The sequence below is a fragment of the Streptomyces sp. ATCC 21386 genome (assembly GCF_018728545.1).
GTDB lineage: Bacteria > Actinomycetota > Actinomycetes > Streptomycetales > Streptomycetaceae > Streptomyces.
Genome location: NZ_JAAVVL010000001.1, coordinates 4,345,716 through 4,369,127, shown reverse-complemented (window position 1 = coordinate 4,369,127; position 23,412 = coordinate 4,345,716). Strand labels below are relative to the sequence as shown.

Here is a 23,412-nt window from a genome sequence, read left to right as displayed (position 1 = left end):
AGCGGCCTGCGCGGTCGCAAGAGGCGTCACGGCCACTGTTCGGGCGGGGGTCGTGGCGGGCTTGTGCTGGGCGAGGGCACGCTGGCCTTCGGCGGTGACGTCAAGGCGCTGGCCAGCCCTCGCTTGATCAGGGCGTTGTGGGTGGAGACGTTGACGGTGGCCCGGTCCTTGTCGATGGCCTTGAGCACGCCGTACCGGCTGATCACGTAGCGGGTACCGCCCCCTGCGGACAGCCGGGCCAGGACGGCGTACTGACTGTCCGTGATCTTCGGCGCAGGTGTCGCCTGGTTCTGTTCGGCGTGCTGCTTCAGGTCCCGGGTGATGCCGCTGGTGTCCCTCCCCTCGTAGCGTGAAGCCCGTGATTGCAGGGGAAGTTGGGATTCATGGGGTCCAAGCAACGCGCTTACGACGCGCAGTTCCGTGAGGATGCTGTACGCATCGTGATCGAGACCGGGAAGCCGATCCCGGAGGTTGCCAAGGAACTCGGCGTCAACCCAGGCACGCCGCACAGTTGGGTCTCGCGCTGGCGCCGCCACGGATCGGCGACGTCCTTCCGCCCGGCGGAGGCGACGCCTGCCGGGGTGGAATTGGCCGCGTTCTCGAGCGCCGGCGCGGCACGCTCGAACGGCTGCTGAACGCCGAGCCTTGCAACTGGTACCGGCCCGGCCCGTCGGTTCCTGGCGTAGAGCACCACTCCCATGCGTTTCCGCACAGGTCGGAAACCCCGTAGGGACTTACTCCGGACTGGTAGCGGGTGATGGGTGTCGTGCCGCCGATGCCCGACTCTGCGGTGTTGCACTTCGCGGCGGTGGGATCGCTGCCGGTCGTGTCCCTTGGAGTGGTGTAGGCGATCAATCGTCGGTCGTGTTGGTGGTGTTGGGTAGTGCGGGGGCGCTTTCGCTAGGCTCGGTGGGGTAGATCTGGTCCATGCTGCCTTCGGGTAGGTAGCGGCGCGGGAAGGCGATCCATTCGTCGTGCATCTCGAAGAGCACGGCGGTGACCAGCCGCAGGAGTGCGTCGTCGTTGGGGAAGACCTGGACGACATCGACGCGGCGTTTGATCTCGCGGTTGATCCGCTCCAGCGGGTTCGTGGACTGAATCTTCTTCGGTTGCGTCCAGGGAAGTGGTGTACGGGTTCGACCTGATCCGGGGGTTTGCTCCGGCATCGGGGTGGTGCCCGCATAGACGAACGGCCACCGGCTGATCTTCGAAGTGTCGAAGCCTCGAAGGAGATCAGCACGATGACCGCACCTGACAGTGTGCCCTTGCACGCCCTCGCCGAGGACAACCTCGCCGCGGCGAGTCCCGATCTGCTGCGCGCGATGGTCAAGACGTTTGCCGACGCGCTCATGTCCGCAGAGGCCGATGCCCTCTGCAACGCCGAATACGGGCAGGTCAGCGACGAACGCGTCAACCACCGCAACGGATACCGCCCACGCGAGTGGGACACCAGGGCCGGCACCGTCGAACTCGCCGTCCCCAAGCTGCGCCAGGGCAGTTACTTCCCGCACTGGCTCCTGGAACGCAGGCGGCGGGCCGAGCAGGCCCTCATCTCGGTCGTCGCCACTGCCTACCTGCTGGGCGTCTCCACCCGCAGGGTCGAGAAACTCGCCGAGTCTCTCGGTGTCACCCAGCTGTCGAAGTCCCAGGTCAGCGCGATGGCCAAGCACCTGGACGAGCAGGTCGCCGCGTTCCGCAACCGGCCTCTGGACGCTGACCCCTATACGTTCGTCTGGGTCGACGCACTGACCCAGAAGATCCGCGAGGGCGGCCGCATCATCAACGTCCACGCGCTGATCGCGGTCGGCGTCAATGCGGACGGACACCGCGAGATCCTCGGCATCGACGTCGCCACGGCCGAGGACGGTGCGGGCTGGCTCGCCTTCCTGCGCTCGCTCGTCGCCCGCGGCCTGTCCGGCGTCCAACTGGTCGTCTCCGACGCCCACGCCGGCCTGGTGAACGCGATCGGCGCGGTCCTGCCGGGCGCATCATGGCAGCGATGTCGCACGCATTACGCCCGGAATCTGCTGAGCCAGGTCCCCAAGTCCGCCCAGCCATGGGTGGCCACCCTGCTGCGAACCGTCTTCGAACAGCCCGACACCGACGCCGTGAGGGCCCAGATGCGACACGTCCTGGACGCCCTGGAAGCCAAGTTCCCCAAGGCAGCAGCCCACTTGGACGCCGCTCAGCACGACCTGCTGGCCTTCACCGCGTTCCCGCGCGAGTTCTGGCGGCAGATCTGGTCGAACAACCCGCAGGAGCGACTGAACAAGGAGATCCGCCGCCGCACCGACGTGGTCGGCATCTTCCCCGACCGCACAGCAGTCATCCGGCTCGTCGGCGCGGTCCTGGCCGAGCAGAACGACGAGTGGACCGAGGCCCGCCGTTACATGGGCCGTGAACTCCTCGCCAAGGCCCGCCTCCACCCGATCGAGTCAGAAAACGACGAGACCACCCTGCCCACCGAACTCACCGCATAGCCTCAAAACGAGATCACCGAGTGGCCGTCGATACACCACTCCAGCGGACGTGACCCTTCTAGACGCAGGAAGAAGGGCGCCTGACCTGGGCTTTCACCCGTCAGGCGCCCTGCAGCGCGGCTCACTCTGCACCGAGTCCGCCTTGCGCACTAAGCGAGCGTTTGGTTCTCGGTTGTCTGTTTCATTTGGTTGATGCGTCGCGCCAGTTGGTTGTGGCTTCGTGGGTGAGGCGGCGGGTCATGAGGTTGATGGCGGCCAGTTGGATCATGGCGGCTGATCGGTGGGGGTGGGTTTCGTAGTCGCGGGCCAGGCGGCGGTGGTGCATGAGCCAGCCGAGGGTGCGTTCGATGACCCAGCGGCGGGGCTGAACGTGGAAGCCGCGGGCGGTGGGGTCGCGTTGGACGATTTCGAGGTCGATGCCGAGGTGGGCTGCGTGTTCGACGGCTTTGGTCTTGTAGCCGTTGTCGGCCCAGGCTTTGGTGATGGTGGGGTGGCGTGCGGCGACGTTGGCGAGGAGTTGGGTGCCGGCGGCGGAGTCGTGGACGCTGGCGGCGGTGACGGCGACGGCCAGCAGGAGGCCGAGTGTGTCGGTGACGATGTGCCGCTTGCGTCCGATGATCTTCTTGGCTGGGTCGACGCCCTGGCTGGCCAGGTGGACGGTGGCGGAGGTTTTGATGCTCTGGCTGTCGATCAGGCAGGCGCTGGGCTCGCTTGAGCGGCCTTCGGCTTGGCGGACTTTGCCGCGTAAGAGGCCGGTGAGCTGGTCGAAGATGCCGTCGGCTTCCCAGTGGGCGAAGTAGCCGTAGACGGTCTGGTGGGGCGGGAAGTCGTGGGGCAGGTAGCGCCAGGGGATGCCGGTGCGGTCGACGTAGAGGATGGCGTTCATCAGGGCACGCAGGTCGTGGGTGGGTTTGCGGATGCCGTTGCGGGCCTGGCGCCAGGCTTCGAGGGTGGGGCGGATGAGTTCCCAGCGGGCGTCGGAGAGGTCGCTGGGGTAGGGCCGTGAGGGCTGCATGATGCCTGGGTATGCGGTGGCGGTCGGCCTGAGCAGGGCGTGTGCCGGAGGTGTTGGGTGCACCGGGGCGTGCGTCCCCAATCTCACGTGAACCGGTAGGTACCTAAATGAGACAGGAGCTTTTGCAAAGAAACCGGCGCATAACTGGTCTGCTGATTACCACAGAAGCTGTTTTTCCGGCGTATCGCTTGCTTCCATGCTTGCGTCTGGCCGCTGAAATTCTCCATGAAACATCCGATAGGAGAACCAAACGCTCACTAAGAGGGCATCTGATCTAGGTAGTTGGTGTTCTGGGATGTTTTTGTGACTGGCTACGTCGGCGGTCGTTGCACGGTGCGTGAGTTCTCGCCATCCGTATCGCAGTGATGTGTCCGATGCCCGCTGGGCTCTGATCGAGCCGGTCTTCGCCGCCTGGCGGGCGAGACGGACAGGTCCCGGTACGGCGGCCCGGGTGCATGAGTTGCGGGAGATCGTCAACGCGATCCTGTACGTCAACCGCACCGGCATCCCGTGGGAGTACCTGCCCCACGACTTCCCGCCGTACAAGACCGTCTACGACTACTACGCGAAGTGGGAAGCGGACGGCACTACCCAGCAGGTGCATGACCTGTTACGTGACAAGACCCGCCGAGCCCACGGTCGCATTGCCGAGCCGACCGCGGCCGTGATCGACGCGCAGAGCGTGAAGACCTCGGCAAACGTGGCCGAGACCAGCCAGGGCATCGACGCCGGCAAGAAGATCAAAGGACGCAAACGGCACCTGCTCACGGACACGCTCGGTCTCGTGTTGGCCGTCGTCATCACCGCCGCGAACGTGCAGGACACCGGCGGCAAGCTCCTGCTCAACGAGGTGGCTGCGAACCACCCAAGCGTGTCCAAGGTCTGGGCCGATGGCGGATACCAGAACAGCGTCGTCAACCACGGCGCCCTCCTCGGCATCGACGTGGAGGTCGTGCAGCGACCTCGAGCGAAGGGGTTCGAGCCCCTCCCAAAAAGGTGGGTGATCGAGCGGACATTCGGCTGGCTGATGCAGCACCGCCGCCTGGCGCGGGACTACGAAGCCCTGCCCCAGAGATCTCGAGCAATGATCCACTGGGCGATGGCTAACAAAATGTCCCGCGAACTGACGGGAGAATCCACGCCAACCTGGCGAATCGAAACGGACATGACCGCCACAACGGCCTGAACGTTGATCAGATGCCCTCTTAGTGAGCGTTTGGTTCTCCTATCGGATGTTTCATGGAGAATTTCAGCGGCCAGACGCAAGCATGGAAGCAAGCGATACGCCGGAAAAACAGCTTCTGTGGTAATCAGCAGACCAGTTATGCGCCGGTTTCTTTGCAAAAGCTCCTGTCTCATTTAGGTACCTACCGGTTCACGTGAGATTGGGGACGCACGCCCCGGTGCACCCAACACCTCCGGCACACGCCCTGCTCAGGCCGACCGCCACCGCATACCCAGGCATCATGCAGCCCTCACGGCCCTACCCCAGCGACCTCTCCGACGCCCGCTGGGAACTCATCCGCCCCACCCTCGAAGCCTGGCGCCAGGCCCGCAACGGCATCCGCAAACCCACCCACGACCTGCGTGCCCTGATGAACGCCATCCTCTACGTCGACCGCACCGGCATCCCCTGGCGCTACCTGCCCCACGACTTCCCGCCCCACCAGACCGTCTACGGCTACTTCGCCCACTGGGAAGCCGACGGCATCTTCGACCAGCTCACCGGCCTCTTACGCGGCAAAGTCCGCCAAGCCGAAGGCCGCTCAAGCGAGCCCAGCGCCTGCCTGATCGACAGCCAGAGCATCAAAACCTCCGCCACCGTCCACCTGGCCAGCCAGGGCGTCGACCCAGCCAAGAAGATCATCGGACGCAAGCGGCACATCGTCACCGACACACTCGGCCTCCTGCTGGCCGTCGCCGTCACCGCCGCCAGCGTCCACGACTCCGCCGCCGGCACCCAACTCCTCGCCAACGTCGCCGCACGCCACCCCACCATCACCAAAGCCTGGGCCGACAACGGCTACAAGACCAAAGCCGTCGAACACGCAGCCCACCTCGGCATCGACCTCGAAATCGTCCAACGCGACCCCACCGCCCGCGGCTTCCACGTTCAGCCCCGCCGCTGGGTCATCGAACGCACCCTCGGCTGGCTCATGCACCACCGCCGCCTGGCCCGCGACTACGAAACCCACCCCCACCGATCAGCCGCCATGATCCAACTGGCCGCCATCAACCTCATGACCCGCCGCCTCACCCACGAAGCCACAACCAACTGGCGCGACGCATCAACCAAATGAAACAGACAACCGAGAACCAAACGCTCACTTAGCGCACGATGTGACATGGATGTTCCTCAACCCCCGAAGCAGGCGTGCTGCGCGTCCGGGGCGCCGTCCCACAGCTTCCCCTCGGCTTTGGCCTCCGGTGCGGACACCAGCCGCAGCCAGGCGGGCTCTCCGTCGGCGGTGCGGACCGGGGCACCCAGAGTGCGCCCGGCCCACCCCCTGAACTCCCCGCCCGGCTCCGTCTGGACGGACAGAGCCGTGGCGGCGTGAGCGTGGTGAACGCGCATGCGCTGTTCAGTGTCCGGGTCAGGGGGAGGCGAGTACACCAGTGATCTCCCGCAACTTGGCGGCGGTCAGGGAGGGTTGAGCGGCGACGTCGGCCGCCTCCTTCCAGTGTGGCGCACCCGAGGCGGCCAGAAGGACGTCCGTCCCCGAGGGCAGCGGCCGACCTCGCGGACAGGGCCGGTCACCGTACAGACCCTCCCCCGGCCGAAGTCCTGGCGCACCCTGGGCACCTGACCCCGGCATCTCCAAGATCCCCGACAGAGTCAAGCTCAGGCGCGTGGGCGTTGGCGTGGGTTGCCCCACTTGCAGGTGTCCGAGCCCGCGTCGTCCACACAGACCCGCAGCCGCAGGCTGGTGATCTTGTCGCCGCTGTCGGGGATGTACAGGTTCGACCAGCTCGTTGAGTCGCTCGTGTCGCAGCCGCTGTGATCGTACCGGCGGACCGTGGTGCCGTAGGTCTGTGATCCGGCCCTGTAGGTCTGGAAGTACGCGTACGTGGGGTGACCGTCGCATTCCCAGTCGTGAACGCTCATGTCGATGTTGTAGACACCGCCGTTGTCGCTCCATTGGAAGCTGGCGTACGCGTAGGAGTCCGGGGTGGTGCTGCGTGCGTAGATGCTGACGGGTGCGCCGGATGCCGGGGTCGACGCGAGGCCGATCGTGGCGAGCGCCGCCATGACGACGGCAGCGCCGCGGCGCCCTCGGGTGAGGATGGGGGGCATTTTCATTCGAGTCTCCTTGAGTGGTTTCCGCAGTGCGAGGAAGAGGTGCGAACGGTCGGTCAGCAGCCTGTGAAGCGAAGCCAGGGCCAGGTCTTGGGGCCGACGCTGCCGTCCTCGGCCAAACCCGCGTCGCACAGTTCGTTACGGCTCTCCTGGAAGTCCTTGGCCGCCGCTCGGGACGTGGCGCCGAAGACGCCGTCGATGGCGCCAGGGTTGTATCCCCGGTGCTTCAGGAGGCACTGCGCCTCCTTGCCTGCGGCAGTCACCTGGGTGGTGGACGGAATCACGGTGGACCCACTGTAGTAGCCGACCTTGAGCGGTCCGAATCCGCCTGTGACGTTGCAGGCGTAGACCGTGGCCGCTGCGGCGTTGGGCGCGGCGGCGAGGACTCCGCTGCCGGTCACACCGGCCAACAGGGCGAGGGAGACGAGCGCCGTCGCGGTGCGGCAGCGGTTGAGGGTGGGCTTCATGGGTTCGGGCACTCCAGATTCTGTGGGTAGGGACGGATGGCAGGGGACGGTGCGGATGCCCGCTGGATCCGCCCCGAGGCGCAGGTTCACGTGGAAGCAGAACCTCGGGTCGGCCCGCGGTGGGCCTGGTTGAGGTCTGGGCGCCGTCCGCACATGAAGCTGGGCCGACGTCGTGGTGGTCGTGCTCACGCGCAGATTGCTTCGCCGGGGTAGTCGGCCATGAGCGTGGGCCAGTGGTGGATCGTGCTGGCTTGACAGATGCGTTGGGTGATCTGTCGGGTCTCGAGGAGCCAAGAGCGGCGCTTTCCCTCACTGATGGTTTGAAGGGTGTGACCGTCGGGGCTGAGTGCGAGGGCGCCGATGCGGTCGTCCGTTCCGCTGGAGATGACGGCCTCAATGCGTTGTGTCGTCACATGCCACAGGCGCAGCGTGTGATCGTGGCTGCCGGTGATGATGGTCTGCCCGTCCCCGGTGAAGGTGAGAGCGGAGATTGCCTGGGTGTGACCGGTCAGGGTGGCGGTCACCTCGTGTGTGGCGGTGTTCCACAGCTTGGCTGTCCGGTCTGCGCCGGCGGTGGCGAGGGTGCGCCCGTCCGGGCTGAACGCGAGGGTGTGTACGGCGTCGGTGTGCCCTGCAAGCACAGCACCGGGCTGACGGCTCGTGACGCTCCACAATCTGGCTGTTCGGTCGCTGCCTGCCGTGGCGAGCGTATGCCCGTCAGGGCTGAAGGCCACAGCGAAGACGCCGTCGCTGTGCCCCTTGAGCACGGCGGACGTACGCCGTCCGGCCACATTCCACAGGCGTACGGTCCGGTCGTAGCCGCCCGTGGCGAGCGTGCGTCCGTCGGGGCTGAAAGCAGCCGCCAGCACGGTGCTCGTGTGTCCTGTGAGGACAGCGATCTGCTGGTGCGTGGCGGTGTCCCACAGCCGGACGGTGCGGTCGGCACCGCCCGTGGCAAGCGTGCGGCCGTCAGGGCTGAAGGCCGCGGCGTAGGTGGCGTTCTCGTGACCAGTGAGCTTCGTCGGTTCCCGTCGGCGCCTGGGGTCCCACAATGTGACGGTGCCCAAGTGGGAAGTGGTGGCGAGGGTACGGCCGTCAGGGCTGAAAGCCAACCGTAGGGCGTTCTCCCCGCCGAGGACGGCGGTTGATTCACGTATTGCGGTGTCCCACAGGCGCGTCGTGCCGTCCTTGCCGGCGGTTGCCAGGGTGCGGCCGTCGGAACTGAACGCCACCCCGTTCATGGCGACGTCCTCATAGCGGGGGAGAGTGTGCTTCCGGCGGTGCGTGTGCGGGTTCCACAGCATGGGTCCTTGGTCTGCGCCGGCGGTTGCCAGGGTGCGGCCGTCCGGGCTGAAGGCCACCGATTCCACGGAGTTGTCGTGGCCTCGTAGGACGACGGCGACCGGTCGCCTCGCTGTGACGTTCCACAGCCGGGCGGTGGAGTCGTCGCCGCCCGATGCCAGGATGCGGCCGTCCGGGGAGAAGGCCAGCGCACCGACGGCGTCGGTGTGCCCGGTGAGAACAGCCGCCGTGCGGCGCGACGTCACGTCCCACAACCGCACCGTGCCGTCGGTGCCGGCTGTTGCCGCCCTGCGCCCGTCGGGTGAGAAGATCACCGCTCTGACCGCTCTGTCGTGCCCGGTCAGCCTGGCAACCGTCCGGCGGGTGGACATGCTCCACAGACGCGTGGTGCCGTCGCTGCCACCGGTGGCGAGGATGCGCCCATCGGGGCTGAACGCCACCGCGTTGACGGAGCCGGTGTGGCCTGTGAGGGTGGCGGTCTCTCGCCCTGTGGTGGTGTTCCACAGCTTGACGCTGTGGTCGGCGCCGGCGGTGGCGAGCGTGCGGCCGTTGGGGCTGAACGCCACCGAAGTCACCATGTCGGTGTGCCCCCTCAGCGTGCGAAGCAGCTGTTCTGTGGTGGTGTTCCACAGCTTGACGCTGTGGTCGGCGCCGGCGGTGGCGAGCGTGCGGCCGTCAGGTCCGAACACCACCGTCTCCACGCTCGCGGTGTGTCCCGTGAACTCGGTGGCCTGGTACATGCCGTAGGCGCTGAACAGGCTGCCGCGAGCCTCCACCGTGGGAGCTTGCCGGAATCCCCTGAGGGCCAGCAGCATCGCCGCCTCCGGCCGCTGGGACAAAAGCGCGTCCGACCGCACCGCGAGTTCCCGGGACACCGCGACATCGCGCTGGCGCTCGGCCGCTCGCTGTCCCCGTAGCGCCCAGACAGTAGTGGTGCCGGTCAACAGGAGAAGGACACTCAGTAGCACGACCGCCTGCCGACGGTGCCGGGCGCTCCGGGCCGCCGCCGTGTGGTCGGCCGCTTGCGCCGCCAGACTGGCCTCAAGGAATTCCTGCTCGCCCGTGGACAGTGAGATGCGCGCGAGTTGGGCGGCTGACGCCAGGCGCGAGCCGCGGTACAGGACTCCGGGGTCACGGTTCAGTTCCTGCCACGCGGTCGCGGCCTCGGTGAGGCGGCGGTGGTGGTGCAGGAGTTCGCGGTCCTCGTTGATCCAGGTGCGCAGCCGGGGCCACGCGGTGATGAGCGCTTCGTGGGCGAGGTCGACGGTGCCGTCATCGAGGGTGACCAGGCGGGCGCGGGCCAGATGGTCCAGGACCAGGGCGGCGTCGGCACCTTCGGCTCCGCGGCTGGCGAGTTCGGTGCGGCGGGCGGGGCGACGGGAATCCTGCGCCCCCTCGCCCGGTGTGATCAGCCGCAGCAGTAGGCGCCGGGCGAAAGCGGCCTGCTCGGAGGACAGGTGGGTGTAGACCTGTTCCGCCGTGCCGGCGATGGCACCAAGGACGCCACCGGCGGCTTCGTAGGCCTGCAGCGTGAGCGTCTTTCCGCGGCGGCGGCGCCAAGTCTCCAGCAGGGCGTGGGACATCATCGGCAAAGCACCGGGTTGACCGTCGACATCGGCGATGATCCGGGCGGTCAGTGCACGCTCAAGGGTCAGGCCGTGGGCCATCGCCGGCTTGACGATCACCTCCCGCAGCTCTTCCGCGCTCATCGGTCTGACCAGTAAGTGCGCCTTCTGCAGCGCGTCGGCGAGGGCACGGTGGTCGACGCAGTGGCCGTAGAAGTCCGCCCGCACCGCGATCACTACCCGCAGTCGGCGGTCCGGATCGAGCGCGCTCAGCAACTGACCGATGAACCGGTCGCGTTCGGTGGCGTCCTGGCACAGGGTGTAGACCTCCTCGAATTGGTCCACGACCACCCAGGTATCCGCGTCGCCCTCCACAGGGTTGAAGGCGTGCGCGTGCTCGGTGGCCGGATGTTCACCCGGGGTGAGGATCCTGATGGCAGCGGGACGGTCCTGGGAGGGGCGGTCGCAGCGCAGGGCCGGTATCAGCCCGGCCCGCAGCAGCGATGACTTGCCGCTGCCGGACGTACCGACGACACCGACGAAGCGGTGCGCCCCCGCCAACTGGACCAGAGCCGCTATGAGACGGTCACGACCGAAGAACCGGTCATGGTCGTCCGGCTCGAATCGGGCCAGACCCGAGTACGGCGCCCCCGAAGCGTCGTCCTGCGGCGGCTGTACGGACTCTTCCAGCGCCTGTTGCCAGCGCCGTTCCCACTCCTCAGGATCCCCGCCGCACACGGCCACGTAGGCCAGGACCACCGGGAGCGAAGGCAGCCGCTCTCCCGCGGCGGCCTCCGACAGGGTCGGGGCTGAGTACTCGACACGCTCGGCCATGGCGCGGTAGGTCATCCCGCCGGCCGTCTGGCGCAGGGCGCGCAGCTGATGGGCGAAACGCTGGACAGGCCCAGCACCCGGATCCAGCGGACTCTCTCGGCGGCCCATCTTCTGCCTTTCTCCCTGCGGTTGATTTGACGTTGCTGTTGATCACGATGGGTCGGTGTATCGACTGCTCGGCGATGCAGACCAACCGTGGAGTACGCCGGTGCACCGCCGCCAGACACCGTCGAGCCGATCCGCTCTCGCGTGGACTACGCCAGGCAGCCTCCGCTGAGGCTGCTCCGCTGGCTTGTCAGAACCTGGTGTTGGTGGCCCAGATCGGATGAACGCGCAGGGTGCCGCCGCTGACCTGGCCGCAGTAGATCACGAAGTTGGAATCCTCTTGCAGTGCCAGCAGCGGGACGAGGTTGCCGCAGTCGTTGGTGGTGTTCGTCGCCCACCGGGCGGCCTCACTAGCGGTGTAGAGAACCAGGTTGTCGTCAGGCTGGAACAGCATCCGGGTGGCGCCGGAGCCCCTGGTGTTGCTTGCCCAGCGCGCAGTGTTGTTCCGCACGTCGTACAACACCAGGTTGCCGTCGGACTGCATGGACAGCCGTGCGTTGCCGAACCTCCAGCTGCCGCCGCGGTCGAGCCACTGGTAGGCGTTACTGAAGTGAACCCGTACCCCGCTGACGTACCCGTCGAAGCTGCTGCCCAGCGGCGGATTGGCTGCTTGCGCCCACCCGGTCGCTCCGTACCCGATGCTTTCCGCGGACAACGGCCGACCGTCATGGCCGACCACCTCTATCGAGCCGGCCTGGCCTGTCATCTCGGTCACCGTCGGCTGTGCCGAGGCCGATGGCGCGGCAGCCGACATCATCCCGGCCACCATGACGGCGGCGAGGACACCTTTGACGAACTTCACGAACCCTCCCTTTGGCGGTGTGCGTGGCCGATCGAGGCAAGCACACCTTGGCGATGGAGTTGCTGGACAGCACGTGTCAAGGGCCTCGAGCTCCCCGACACGGGGTGAACGCCACCAACTTCAGTGCTCTCAGAGTTGATGGGCAGCCCCTTCCGGGGCACCTATCAATCTCCATAACCGGTGGTAAGGGCGCGATGGATCACCAACGTCGAACGGGACAGCCTGGCTCCGCTTGCGGGCTTCGCCCCGCAACCTCCGCCGCGACTTCGACGCCGTCTGCAACGGACTGTCCCTGCCCCACAGCTCCGGCGCCGTCGAGGGCAACATCAACCGACTGAAAATGCTGAAACGCCAGGTGTTCGGCCGCGCCGGCCTCGATCTCCTTCGCAAACGCGTCCTGCTCACACGATGAGCCCCAACCCACCGGATCACAAGATCGTCGACAGAACCCGGATCTTGACGTTGATGGCGTCCACGAACTGGACCGGGTAGACGCGGTCGAGCGGGCGGTTCTGCCTTCTTGACGACCTGCGGCTCGAAGGTGCCGGCGGTGTCGCGGGGCACCCTCACCTCCACCGGGCCGACATCGGTCATCCACGGTCTTGGCCCGGGTGCCGTTGCGGCTGTTGCGGCTGTTGCCGTTGTTCTTCCCGGCCGGGTCGTGCTTCTCATAGCCGACGTGGTCGGTGATCTCGCCTTCCAGGGCGGACTCCAGCACCCGCTTGGTCAGCATCTGCAACAGCCCGCCCTCGCCGGTCAGCTGCAGCCCTCGTTCCGGGCCCGGTCAACCAGCATCGCAACGAGCTGCTCGTCCGACACCGCACCCGACGGCGCCTCAACCACCTGCTCGGCCTGCTCGTTCTCCACAGCGGCCTCCGGCATCAGACCTGTCTCCTTGATCGTCAGATCCGCCGTTGATTTGGCCTGTCTCACATTCGGTGGTGACGGAGAGTTGTCAGGGTCGTTGACCTTCATGTGATGGGTGTCAACGAGCTTGTGCAGACGGTGTTTTCGGGAGCCAAGGGGCGCGCAGACAGTGGTGAAGTCGTACGGCTCGGCGCGGATGTGCGATGCGCGATGCGGGAGGCCGGTGGCTGGGCGCCGCTCCTGGGCGAGGCGAGCGCCGCTGATCAAGCGATCGTGCGTGCTCACCGCCTGTACGCCAAGGGGCCGAGCGACGCCGATCCTGACGTGCTGGAGTTCTGCACGCCCGCCGAACCGGCCGGGCTCGAAGCCCCCGCGCGGGCAGACCTCGACCAGCACGAGAGGGCCGCGGCCGGGGCTGAGCAGGCCGTCCTGCCGCCCGGCGATCAGTTCGCACGCAATCGGGCCTTGTACCAGGCCGACGTGGCCATCCCACATGCGGTGAGGAGTCGCTCATTGGGTGCGGGGCCTTGGGATGGCTGGTGCGTCATCGCTCCGGTGGACGCGTGTCACAGTTTGCGCGTGCGACGGGCGTGGGCCGTTCCGGGGCGATGACGCGATCTTCCGCTGTATTCGGAATCAGGTCTCCGGGGCCGGGCAGGCCGGGACGGGGTTGGCGGAGGGTGCCGGGTCGGCCAGGTCGGCAGCTGCGCGTTCCGGGCCGAGGAAGGGGGCCAGTACGGAGAAGGCCAGGCCGGGCAGCAGGCCGGGCAGCTCGGCGGTTCGGCCGGCGGCGATCCGCCGGTAGATCGCGGAGTACACCCCGCCGATCACCATGTCGACCAACTCCTCGGCCGGGATGGGAAGTTCGACCTCGGGTAGGTCGGTGAAGAAGTCCCGGAAGCGGGCCAGCAGCTCCTCGCGTGCCTCCCGCCCGGCCGGGCCGACCGCGTCGATCTCCACGATGGCCATGGCGGCGAATTCGGGCGCGTTGGCGAGGATGCCGAGCAGCGCGCCGAGCCCGGCGCGCACCCGGCCCGGCCAGTCGGAGGCCTGGGCGTGGGCCTCCTCCATGGCGCCGAAGACCAGGGAGGTGCCGTACTGGTGGGCAGCGAGGAAGGCGTCCTCCTTGCCCTTGAACAGCTCGTAGAAGACCGGCCTGGTCACGCCTGCCGCCTGGCAGATGTCGCTGACCCGGGTGCGGGCGTAGCCGACCTGGGCGACGGTGCGGACGAAGCCGTCCAGGAGCCGGTCGCGCTGGTTGGCGGCGACCACCTCGGGCGGGGTGCGGCGCGGTCCACGCCGCAGGGAACGCTCCGGATCGCGTCCCGCGCGGGTACCGGGCAGCACCAGCGGAGGCCGCGCCGACGAGCCTGCTGCCATTCCGCATCCTTTCTCGAACTCGCGCGCGCCTTCTTGTGCGCGTGCCTTGACTTGAATACCCGTCAGGTTTACAACTCTCACAGGTTTTCTTCTCGTGCGGCCCGCGGTCGTAGAGCGGCCGGGGCCCGTCAGTGTCACGCACCCTGCAAGGCCGCAACAAGTGCACCGGATCTCTGACGCCCAGCCAGAGACCGGGCCGGTCCGGCCGTTCCCTCTCACTCATCTCACCCGGGAACGGCGATGCGCGGGCCGCTGCCCCACTCCCCCGGAGGCAGCGGCCCGGCCCTGCTCGTCACCCATGCCAGTAGCAGAGGAACCCGCATGCGCAGATACGCCCTTTCCACCCTGATCGCCGCAGCTGCCTCGACGGCCCTGGCCATCCTCCCGGCCACCGCCGCCTCGGCGGACGCCGCCGTGCTCACCTACGGCAGTGCCGGCGGCAACGCCGTCTCCGTCGGCGACGTACTCACTGCGTCGTTGGCGAGCGGCACCAACGCCACCCTCGCCACCAGCAGCAACGGCACCTCCGGCATCACCTGCACCGAATCGACACTCTCCGCCACGGTGACGGCGAACCCCGCCGCCCCGGGCACCGCCACCGAGTCCGCGACCTCCCAGACCTTCAACGGCTGCACCAGCAACGTCTTCGGCGTCTTCGAGGTGCAGAGGATCACCGTCGACGGCCTGCCCTACAACACAGCCGCCTCCTCCGACGGAACCGTCACGGTGACCGCGGCCCCGGGCAGCGCGATCCAGACCACGGTGGCGCTCTCCACTCTGCTGGGCTCCATCACCTGCGTCTACCAGGCGCCCAGCCTCTCCGCGGTGAGCTCCAACAGCGACAACAGTCTGACCTTCACCAACCAGAAGTTCACCAAGGTCTCCGGCTCGGCGCTGTGCACGGCCAACGGCTACTTCACCGCCACCTACGCCCCCGTGGTCGACAGCAGCGTCAGCGGCTCTCCCGCTATCTACACCAACTGACAGCCTGTCCGAGAGGACCCCCGTGAAACCGCTCCCGTTCCGAGCACTCATGGCGATCGTGGCGGTCGTCATGGCGACCACCCTCGCCACCCCGGCCCAGGCTGATTCCGACACCCCCTACGAGCGCGGCCCGATCCCGACCCTGGAGAGCATCACCGCCGAAACCGGTCCCTTCGCCATCGCCTCGGTCACCGTGCCGGCAGGCAGCGGCCAAGGCTTCAACAGCGGCACCGTCTACTACCCCACCGACACCAGCCAGGGCACCTTCGGTGCCATCGTCATCATGCCCGGCTTCCTCGCCTCGCAGTCGGACATCGCCTGGTACGGACCCCGGCTGGCCTCCCAGGGTTTCGTGGTGATGACCCTGAACACCAATGCGCTGTGGGACTTCCCCGCGGACCGCAGTAGGCAGCAACTCGCCGCACTCACCTATCTGACGGCCCAGAGCACGGTGAAGAACCGGATCGACCCCGGCCGGCTGGCCGTGATGGGCTGGTCGATGGGTGGCGGCGGCTCGCTGCAGAGCGCGGCGAGCACCCCGTCGCTCAAGGCGGCCATCCCGCTGGCGCCCTGGGACCTCGGCGACGTCTCCAGCCGGGTCACGGTGCCCACCATGATCTTCGGCGCCGACGGTGACACCGTCGCCTCCGTCGACGACTTCGCCCTGCCCTTCTACAACGGGCTGGCCAACGCCCCCGACAAGTCGCTCATCGTGCTCAAGGACGCCGATCACTTCACCTTCACCGACCCGAACACCACCATCGCCCAGTACAGCGTTTCCTGGCTGAAGCGCTTCGTCGACAACGACACCCGCTACGACCAGTTCCTCTGCCCCACCCCCAACGACCCCAACACGGTCGTCCTCCAGATCACCTGCCCGCTGTAACCCCAGCGGATGCAACCCAGCGAAAGCGCGGCAGGCACGGGCCCCCACGGTCATCCGTGCCTGCCGCGAACGCGACCGGGGCGGCGGCGGGCAGGGGCGAATCGGTCACGGCGCCGGCAGGGGTCCGTGGTCTCTCGCGGGTGACCTCCGGATCTGTGCATGGAACCCGGGAGGCGAGGTCAGCTACGAGAGGCCGCGCGGACAGGCGGGCGGTCACGGCCGGCGGTCATGCCGATTTCCGACATCAACGACATGGCCGAGCTCTGTGGCGACCGGGTCCGGCTCGTTGCGGTTCCTCTTCACTGAGATCGATGTCGAGGGTGCAGCCAGATAACTGACTACCCATTAGTATCTGACGGGTCATCAGCTCCAGAGCGCGCGGCGTGCGCCGAATCCGCTCGGCCCGATCGCACACCCCCCTCGATCGCACAGAGGAGCCTCCCCCCATGACGCACACCGTTATCGGTGTCAGCCCGTTGGGTGCACCGGACCCCCGCCTCGTCGCCGCCGTCTGCCGGGCCGGTGGGTCCGGTGTCCTCGACCTCGGCCCGGGCGCCCGCGCCGCCCGCGAGGCCCTGACCCTCTTGCGGCAGTGGGCGCCCGGCCGCCACGGCGTGCGGGTCCCCGCCGACTGTGCGCTGCGCCCCGAAGAGCTGTGGGCCCCGGCGCCCGCCGGAACGCGGCGCACCGCGGACCCGGCCGCCGCCGGACCGTGCACCGTGCTCCTCGCCCCCGACGCGCCCTGGACCGTCGCCGAGGTCCGGGCCGCCGCCCGCGCCGCCGCCGCGGACCCCGCCGTGCTCGCCGAGGTTCGCGGTCCCGACGAGGCCGTCCGGGCCGTGGCCGCCGAGGTCCGGGCCGCCGCCCGCGCCGCCGCCGCGGACCCCGCCGTGCTCGCCGAGGTTCGCGGTCCCGACGAGGCCGTCCGGGCCGTGGCCGCCGGTGTCACCGGGCTCGTCGTGCGCGGCGAGGAGTCCGGCGGCCCCTGCGGCGAACACTCCACCTTCGTGCTGCTCCAGCGCGTCCTCGGCGCCGTACCGGCCGACCTGCCGGTGTGGGCCTGCGGGGGCATCGGGCCGCACACCGCGGCCGCCGCCGTGCTCGCGGGCGCCCGCGGAGTCGTACTGGACATCCAGCTCGCGCTGCTCGACGAGGCCGGTACGGCCCCCGCGGCCGCCGGTCTGCTGCGCGCCGCCGACGGCACCGAGACCGTCGTCGTCGACGGCCGCCGGGTGCTCGACCGGAGCCGCCCCGGCCTCCCGGCCGTCCTGCGCGACCGGCCCCTGCCGCTGGGCCAGGATGCCTTTCTCGCCGCCCGGTTCGCCGAGCGGTACGGCACCGTGGACCGCGCCCTCGCCGCCGTCACGGAGGGCATCGACGCCGCCGTGGCCGACGACGGCGCCGTGCTGCGCGGCGGCTCGCCGATGTGCCGGGCGCTCGGCACCGCGCTGCCGGTCGTCCAGGGCCCGATGACGCGGGTCAGCGACCAGGCGCGGTTCGCGGCGGCCGTCGCGGACGGCGGCGGACTGCCGATCGTCGCGCTCGCCCTGGCCGGGCCCGAGCAGACCCGCACCCTGCTCGAGCAGACCAGGTCCGCTCTCGGCGACCGCTCCTGGGGCGTCGGCATCCTCGGCTTCGTTCCGGAAGAGATACGCACCGCCCAACTGGAGGCCATCCGTGAGCTGCGCCCCAGCCACGCCGTCATCGCGGGCGGCCGTCCCTCCCAGGCGGCCGCTCTGGAGGCCGAGGGCATCCGTACCTTTCTGCACGTCCCGTCACCCGGGCTGCTCGGCCAGTTCCTGGCGGCCGGCGTCCGGCGCTTCGTCTTCGAGGGCGCCGAGTGCGGCGGGCACATCGGGCCGCGCAACAGCTTCCCGCTCTGGGAGGCGCAACTGGCCGTCCTGGAGGACTTCCTCGACGCGGCGGCCGACGTCGGTCACACCGATGGCGGTGACGCCGCCGACCCACAGGACCTACAGGTGCTGTTCGCGGGCGGCATCCACGACGAGCGCTCCGCCGCCATGGTCGCCGCGCTCGCCGCCCCGCTCACCACCCGCGGTGCCGTCGTCGGCGTTCTGATGGGCACCGGCTACCTCTTCACCGAGGAGGCCGTCGAGTGCGGCGCCATCCGGCCGCTGTTCCAGCGCGCGGCCTTGGACGCCACGTCGACCGCACTCCTGCACACCGCGCCCGGCCACACCACCCGCTGCCTGCCCAGCGCGTTCAGCGACACGTACCAGCAGGTCAAGGACGAGCTGCGGACTCAGGGGATACCCGAGCGGCAGGTCTGGCAGGAGCTGGAGCGGCTCAACGTCGGCCGCCTGCGCATCGCCAGCAAGGGCGTCGAGCGGGTCGGCGACGAGCTGCTCGACGTCGACGAGGAGCGCCAGCGCGAAGCGGGCATGTTCATGGCCGGCGAGGTCGCCGTGCTCCGCTCCGCCGTCACCACCGTCGCCGCCCTGCACCACGCGGTCACCGACGGGGCCGCCGACTTCTACGGGCGCCGCACCGCCGAACTCGCCGCAGACGTCCGCGACGCGGGCGGTACGGTACCCGCACGGAACCCGGCCCCCGCTCCCGAACGGCTCGACATCGCCGTCGTCGGCATGGCCGGCATGTTCCCCGGCGCCGCCGACCTGCCCGCCTACTGGGCCCAGGTGCTCGCCGGCGCCGACGCGATCACCGAGGTCCCGGACACCCGCTGGGATCCCGCGCTGCACTTCGGCGCGGACGCCGAGGCGGACGACGTGTCCGCGTCCAAGTGGGGCGGTTTCCTGCCCCCGATCCCCTTCGACCCGCTGGCCTACGGCATCCCGCCCGCCTCCCTGCCCGCCATCGAACCCGTCCAGCTCCTCGCCCTGGAGGCGGCCAGGCGGGCGCTCGCCGACGCCGGGCTCGACCGCCGGGCCTTTCCGCGCGAGCGGACCTGCGTCGTCTTCGGTGCCGAGGCGGGCAGCGAGATCTCCGGCGCCGCGACGCTGCGCAGCGTCCTGCCCTCGTACATCGGCCGTCTTCCCGAGGACCTGGAGGAACAGCTCCCGAAGCTCACCGAGGACTCCTTCCCCGGCATGCTCGCCAACGTCATCGCCGGCCGGATAGCCAACCGGCTCGACCTCGGCGGCGCCAACTACACCGTCGACGCCGCCTGCGCCTCCTCCCTGGCCGCCGTCGACGCCGCCTGCAAGGAACTGGCCTTCGGTGCCGCCGATGTGGCCCTGTGCGGGGGCGCCGACCTGCACAACGGCATCAACGACTACCTGCTCTTCTCCTCCGCGCACGCGCTGTCGCCCACCGGCCGCTGCCGCACGTTCGACGCGGCCGCCGACGGCATCGCACTCGGCGAGGGCGTCGCCTGTCTCGTGCTCAAGCGCCGCGCCGACGCCGAGCGGGACGGCGACCGGATCTACGCCGTCATCGAGGGCGTCGGCAGCGCCAGCGACGGCCGCTCCCTCGGCCTGACCGCGCCCCGCCCCGAGGGCCAGCGCGCCGCCCTGGAACGCGCCTACGCGCAGGCCCGCGTCTCGCCCGCCGAGGTCGGCCTGATCGAGGCCCACGGCACCGGCACCGTCGTCGGCGACCGCACCGAACTCAGCACGCTCACCCGGCTGTTCGAGGAGGCCGGGGCCGCGCCCGGCAGCTGCGTCGTGGGCTCCGTCAAGTCCCAGATCGGGCACACCAAGTGCGCCGCCGGTCTCGCCGGACTGATCAAGACCGCGCTCGCCCTGCATACCGGGGTGCGCCCGCCCACCCTGCACATCGACGTGCCCAACCCCGTCTGGACCGGCCCCGACAGCCCATTCGTCTTCCACAACGAGGCCCGGCCCTGGGCCGAGCCCGCCGCCCGCCGCGTCGCCGGGGTGAGCGCCTTCGGATTCGGCGGCACCAACTTCCACGTGGTGCTGCGGGCCCACGCCGACGCCGGAGCGCCGCCGCGCCAGAGCCACGACGTCTGGCCCGCCGAGCTGTTCGTCTTCCGCACCCGCGCGGCGGCCGAGGAACTCGCCGGCCTCGCGGCGAGCGGCCACTGGCGGCTGCGGGACCTGGCGCGTACCGCCGCACAGCGCGCGGAGACCGGCCCGGGCCCGCTCCTCGGTGCCGTGGTCGCCGAGTCCGTCACCGAACTCCCGCACCTGATACGGGACCTCCTCGACGGCACGCCCGGGAGAAGCGGAGTGTTCCCGGCCACAGGCGCCCCCGCCGGGACGGCCGACGGCGACGACCGTGGCGAAAGCAACGACGGTGGCAAGGTGGCGTTCCTCTTCCCCGGCCAGGGCAGCCAGCGCCCCGGCATGTTCGCCGAGCTGTTCACCGCCTTCCCCGAACTCGGCCGCCACCTGTACCACGCCCCGGCCGCCGCCCTCTTCCCGCCCGCCGCCTTCGACGCCGCCGAACGCGCCGCACAGGTCGCCCGGCTCACCGACACCCGCCACGCCCAGCCCGCGCTCGGGGCGGTCGGCCTCGCCGCGTACGACACCCTCACCGCGGTCGGTGTCCGCCCCGACATGGCCGCAGGGCACTCCTACGGCGAACTCGTCGCGCTCTGCGCCGCGGGCGCCCTCGACCCCGACACGCTCGGTGACCTCAGCCGGGAGCGGGCCGAGGCGATCCTCGCCGCGATCGGCGCACAGGGGTCCGATCCCGGCACCATGGCCGCCGCCGTGGCCTCCGCCGAGCAGGTGACCCGGGTGCTCGCCGGGGCAGGCCTGGCCGAGTGGGTCGTCGTCGCCAACCACAACGCGCCCGCGCAGAGCGTGCTCTCGGGCCCGAGGGACGCCGTCGCCGAAGCCGTCGACGCGCTCACCGACGCCGGGTTCGCCGTCCGCCCGCTGCCCGTCGCCTGCGCCTTCCACAGCCCGCTGGTCGCCGGGGCCGTGTCCCGCTTCGCCGAGATCCTGACGACGTACACCGTGCGCGGCCCCGAGTTCCCGGTCTGGGCCAATCTCACCGGCACCCGCCATGCCGGGGACCCCGCCCGGATACGGGCCGACCTCGCCGAGCAGATCGCCGCCCCCGTCCGTTTCGCCGAGCAGATCGAGGCGATGTACGACGCCGGGGCCCGGATCTTCGTCGAGTGCGGGCCCGGCACGGTGCTCACCGGTCTGGTCGGCCAGATCCTCGGCGACCGGCCGCACGTCGCCGTCCCGTTCGAACCCCGCCCCGACGCGGGCCTGCGCGGCCACCTCGAAGCCCTGGCCCGGCTCGCCGCGGCCGGTGTCCCGGTGGCGCCCGCACGGCTCTTCACCGGACGCGACACGGTAATCGCCGACCCGGCCGCCGTGCCGGAGCGGCCCGGCTGGACGGTCGACGGCCACCTCGTACGCACGGCGGACGGCCGGCCGGTTCCGGGAGCCCTGCGCCCGGCCCGGCGCATCTCGGGCATCCCACGGGCCGGAGAGCGGACCGGTGAGGCGACGACGACAGGCGAACGGGAAGAACTGCTCCGGGAGTTCCTGCGCAACAGCCGGGAGATGCTGGCCGCACAACGGGACGTGCTCCTCGGCTACCTCGGGGCTCCGCCCGCGCCGCAGGCGGCTCCGCCGGCCCCCGAGCCCCTTCCGGCCCCGGCTCCGGCCGCTCTCGCTCCGGCTCCGGCCCGCGCTCCCGCTCCGGCAGGGGTGGATGTACTGGCCGAGGTGCTGGCGGTGATCGCGGAACGTACGGGATATCCGGTGGAGATGGTGGGTGCGGAGGCGGATCTGGAGGCGGATCTGAGTGTGGATTCGATCAAGCGGACGGAGATCGCCGGGGAGCTGGGACGGCGGCTGCTGGGCTCGGGTGCGGATCTGCGGTCGTTGCCGGACGCGGACCTGGAGGAGCTGACCCGGGAGCGCACCGCCGCCGGGATCGCCGACTGGCTGCGGGCCCGCGTGAAGGCGCCCGCCGACCCGGACCCGGCACCCGCCCTCGCCACCTCGGCCCCCGTGGCCGAGGAGTCCCCCGCCCCGCTCACCGGCCGGGCTCCCCGCCGCTATCTGCTGCGGCCCGCCCCGCTCGCCCCGGCGCCCGTGCCCGGCGCCGAAGGCGCGGTACAGCTGCGCGGGAAGCGGTTCCTGATCGTCGCGGACGACACGCCCCTCGCACGGGCACTCGTCACCCGGCTCACCGCACTCGGCGCGCTCGCCGCCCGGGGCGGCCCGGACACCGCACAGCTCGCCGGGCACACCGGCCCGGTCGACGGAGTGCTGCACCTGGGCGCTCTCGCGGGTGCGGAACAGCAACTGCTGCCCGCGAAGCTCACCGTGCTCCAGGAACTGCTGCTGCGCGGCCCGCGCCGGCTGCTCTGCCCCCGCCTCCCCGACGACACCAGCGGCATCGACGGCTTCGTGCGCACCGCGGCCCGCGAATACCCCGACACCGCGGTCCGCACCGTGGAGCTCGACCCAGACGAGCCCGCCACCGAGCAGGCCGAGGCGCTCGTCGGGGAACTGCTGGCGCCCGACCGGGAGCCCGTCGTGCTGCGCACCTGCGGGCTCCGCCGCGCCCCGGTACCGTACGAGAGCCCTCTGGGCCCGCCCGTCTCCCTCGGCGCCGGGCCCGCCTCCTCCGGCGCCGCCGCTGCCGCGGCACTCGGGCTCGGCCCGGAGTCGGTCGTCGTCCTCGCGGGCGGCGCACGCGGCATCACAGCCCGGTTCACCCTCGCCCTTGCCGCCGCCGCACGCTGCCGGGTCGAACTGATCGGGCGTACGCCGCTCGACGACGGCACGGGCGGGCACCACGAGCCGGCCCATGCCACCGACCTGCCCGCGCTGCGTGCGGCGCTCGCCGCCCGGGGCGGTCTGAGCACCGCCGAGATCGACCGCGAAGCGGGCCGCATCCTGTCCCGCCGCGAGATCGCCGCGACCCTGGCCGAGGTACACGACGCGGGCGGCCGGGCCGGGTACCGGGCACTCGACCTGCGGGACGCGGAGGCCGTGCAGCAGGCGGTCAAGGAGACGTACGCGGCGTACGGCCGGATCGACGGGGTCGTACACGCCGCCGGAGTGATCGAGGACCGACTGCTCGCCGAGAAGGACCCCGTCTCCTTCGAACGGGTCTACGGCACCAAGGTGGACGGCGCCCGCGCACTGCTCTCGGCTCTCCGGCGACTTCCCCAACTGCCCGCCTTCACCGTCATGTTCGGCTCCGTCGCGGCGGTGTACGGCAACCGCGGCCAGGCCGACTACGCCGCCGCCAACGACGCACTCGCCCGCCTCGCCCGCCGCTGGCGCGCCGACACCGGCAGCCGTACCGTCACCGTGCACTGGGGCCCGTGGGCACCGGCCGGGGTGCACGGCGGCATGGTCGGCCCCGAGCTGGGCCGGGAGTACGCGCGCCGCGGCATCGAGCTGATCGACCCGGAGGAGGGCGTGCTCGCGCTGCTGCGGGAGCTGGCCTGGGGCGAGCCGGAGACCGACGAGGTCGTCCTGACGGCGTCGGGCCGGTGAGCC

16 protein-coding genes and 3 pseudogenes are annotated in these 23,412 nt (G+C 70.1%); 8 read left to right on the top strand and 11 right to left on the bottom strand.

Translation table 11 applies throughout. The features are described 5' to 3' along the window. Positions 1-26: 26 nt before the first annotated feature. Positions 27-398 carry a hypothetical protein gene (locus GWK25_RS18890; protein ID WP_215451740.1) on the bottom strand — a complete coding sequence of 124 codons (372 nt, stop codon included), beginning with the start codon at positions 396-398 and terminating at the stop codon, positions 27-29. Here GWK25_RS18890 and GWK25_RS18885 point away from each other — a divergent pair. After that, on the top strand, positions 384-635 hold the full coding sequence (locus tag GWK25_RS18885) for a transposase (protein ID WP_251828918.1): 252 nt from the start codon (positions 384-386) through the stop codon (positions 633-635). The genes GWK25_RS18890 and GWK25_RS18885 overlap by 15 nt on opposite strands. Before the next feature lie 97 nt (positions 636-732). On the opposite strand, the pseudogene GWK25_RS43540 reads toward GWK25_RS18885, so the two are convergent. Continuing rightward, positions 733-855, bottom strand: a pseudogene (locus GWK25_RS43540) (hypothetical protein); the annotation flags it as partial. After that, positions 852-1,106, bottom strand: a pseudogene (locus GWK25_RS18875) (transposase); the annotation flags it as partial. The pseudogenes GWK25_RS18875 and GWK25_RS43540, both read right to left, overlap by 4 nt. Before the next feature lie 135 nt (positions 1,107-1,241). Here GWK25_RS18875 and GWK25_RS18870 point away from each other — a divergent pair. Next, entirely contained in the window at positions 1,242-2,480 is a 1,239-nt protein-coding gene (locus GWK25_RS18870; RefSeq protein ID WP_215451739.1) for an IS256 family transposase, read from the top strand. 181 nt (positions 2,481-2,661) lie between these two features. On the opposite strand, the gene GWK25_RS18865 is transcribed toward GWK25_RS18870, so the two are convergent. Continuing rightward, a complete protein-coding gene (locus GWK25_RS18865; RefSeq protein ID WP_215451737.1) occupies positions 2,662-3,495 on the bottom strand; it encodes an IS5 family transposase in 834 nt (277 codons plus the stop codon). A 337-nt stretch (positions 3,496-3,832) separates the two neighbouring features. On the opposite strand from GWK25_RS18865, the gene GWK25_RS18860 reads away from it, so the two are divergent. Both GWK25_RS18860 and GWK25_RS18855 read left to right on the top strand, forming a co-directional pair. After that, positions 3,833-4,681 carry an IS5 family transposase gene (locus GWK25_RS18860; protein ID WP_215451738.1) on the top strand — a complete coding sequence of 283 codons (849 nt, stop codon included), beginning with the start codon at positions 3,833-3,835 and terminating at the stop codon, positions 4,679-4,681. Between the two features lie 280 nt (positions 4,682-4,961). Continuing rightward, positions 4,962-5,795 carry an IS5 family transposase gene (locus tag GWK25_RS18855; protein WP_215451737.1) on the top strand — a complete coding sequence of 278 codons (834 nt, stop codon included), beginning with the start codon at positions 4,962-4,964 and terminating at the stop codon, positions 5,793-5,795. 56 nt (positions 5,796-5,851) lie between these two features. On the opposite strand, the gene GWK25_RS18850 is transcribed toward GWK25_RS18855, so the two are convergent. The 5 genes from GWK25_RS18850 to GWK25_RS18830 form a co-directional block, all read right to left on the bottom strand. After that, positions 5,852-6,070, bottom strand: a complete 219-nt coding sequence (locus GWK25_RS18850; protein ID WP_251828917.1) for a hypothetical protein — start codon at positions 6,068-6,070, stop codon at positions 5,852-5,854. A 267-nt stretch (positions 6,071-6,337) separates the two neighbouring features. Next, entirely contained in the window at positions 6,338-6,796 is a 459-nt protein-coding gene (locus tag GWK25_RS18845) for a hypothetical protein (protein WP_215451736.1), read from the bottom strand. A 53-nt stretch (positions 6,797-6,849) separates the two neighbouring features. Then, on the bottom strand, positions 6,850-7,260 hold the full coding sequence (locus tag GWK25_RS18840) for a peptidoglycan-binding protein (protein WP_215451735.1): 411 nt from the start codon (positions 7,258-7,260) through the stop codon (positions 6,850-6,852). Positions 7,261-7,445: 185 nt separating this feature from the next. Beyond that, entirely contained in the window at positions 7,446-11,069 is a 3,624-nt protein-coding gene (locus GWK25_RS18835) for a helix-turn-helix domain-containing protein (RefSeq protein ID WP_215451734.1), read from the bottom strand. A 187-nt stretch (positions 11,070-11,256) separates the two neighbouring features. Further along, positions 11,257-11,868, bottom strand: a complete 612-nt coding sequence (locus GWK25_RS18830; protein ID WP_215451733.1) for a hypothetical protein — start codon at positions 11,866-11,868, stop codon at positions 11,257-11,259. A gap of 232 nt (positions 11,869-12,100) precedes the next feature. On the opposite strand from GWK25_RS18830, the gene GWK25_RS18825 reads away from it, so the two are divergent. Continuing rightward, the gene (locus GWK25_RS18825) at positions 12,101-12,280 is read left to right on the top strand and encodes a hypothetical protein (protein WP_374200719.1); all 180 of its coding nucleotides are present in this window, start codon (positions 12,101-12,103) and stop codon (positions 12,278-12,280) included. A 98-nt stretch (positions 12,281-12,378) separates the two neighbouring features. Here GWK25_RS18825 and GWK25_RS18820 read toward each other — a convergent pair. Both GWK25_RS18820 and GWK25_RS18815 read right to left on the bottom strand, forming a co-directional pair. After that, positions 12,379-12,663 (bottom strand): annotated as a pseudogene (locus tag GWK25_RS18820) (transposase); the annotation flags it as partial. A gap of 708 nt (positions 12,664-13,371) precedes the next feature. Next, complete coding sequence (locus GWK25_RS18815) at positions 13,372-14,115, bottom strand: TetR/AcrR family transcriptional regulator (RefSeq protein ID WP_215451732.1); 744 nt, start codon at positions 14,113-14,115, stop codon at positions 13,372-13,374. Positions 14,116-14,436: 321 nt separating this feature from the next. Here GWK25_RS18815 and GWK25_RS18810 point away from each other — a divergent pair, with 321 nt between their 5' ends. The 3 genes from GWK25_RS18810 (at position 14,437) to GWK25_RS18800 (ending at position 23,409) form a co-directional block, all read left to right on the top strand. After that, a complete protein-coding gene (locus GWK25_RS18810; protein ID WP_215451731.1) occupies positions 14,437-15,099 on the top strand; it encodes a Tat pathway signal sequence domain protein in 663 nt (220 codons plus the stop codon). 22 nt (positions 15,100-15,121) lie between these two features. Then, positions 15,122-15,985: a dienelactone hydrolase family protein gene (locus tag GWK25_RS18805; protein WP_308404262.1), complete on the top strand. Its 864-nt coding sequence runs from the start codon at positions 15,122-15,124 to the stop codon at positions 15,983-15,985. Positions 15,986-16,431: 446 nt separating this feature from the next. Continuing rightward, on the top strand, positions 16,432-23,409 hold the full coding sequence (locus tag GWK25_RS18800; protein ID WP_215451730.1) for a type I polyketide synthase: 6,978 nt from the start codon (positions 16,432-16,434) through the stop codon (positions 23,407-23,409). The last annotated feature ends 3 nt before the right edge of the window (positions 23,410-23,412 follow it).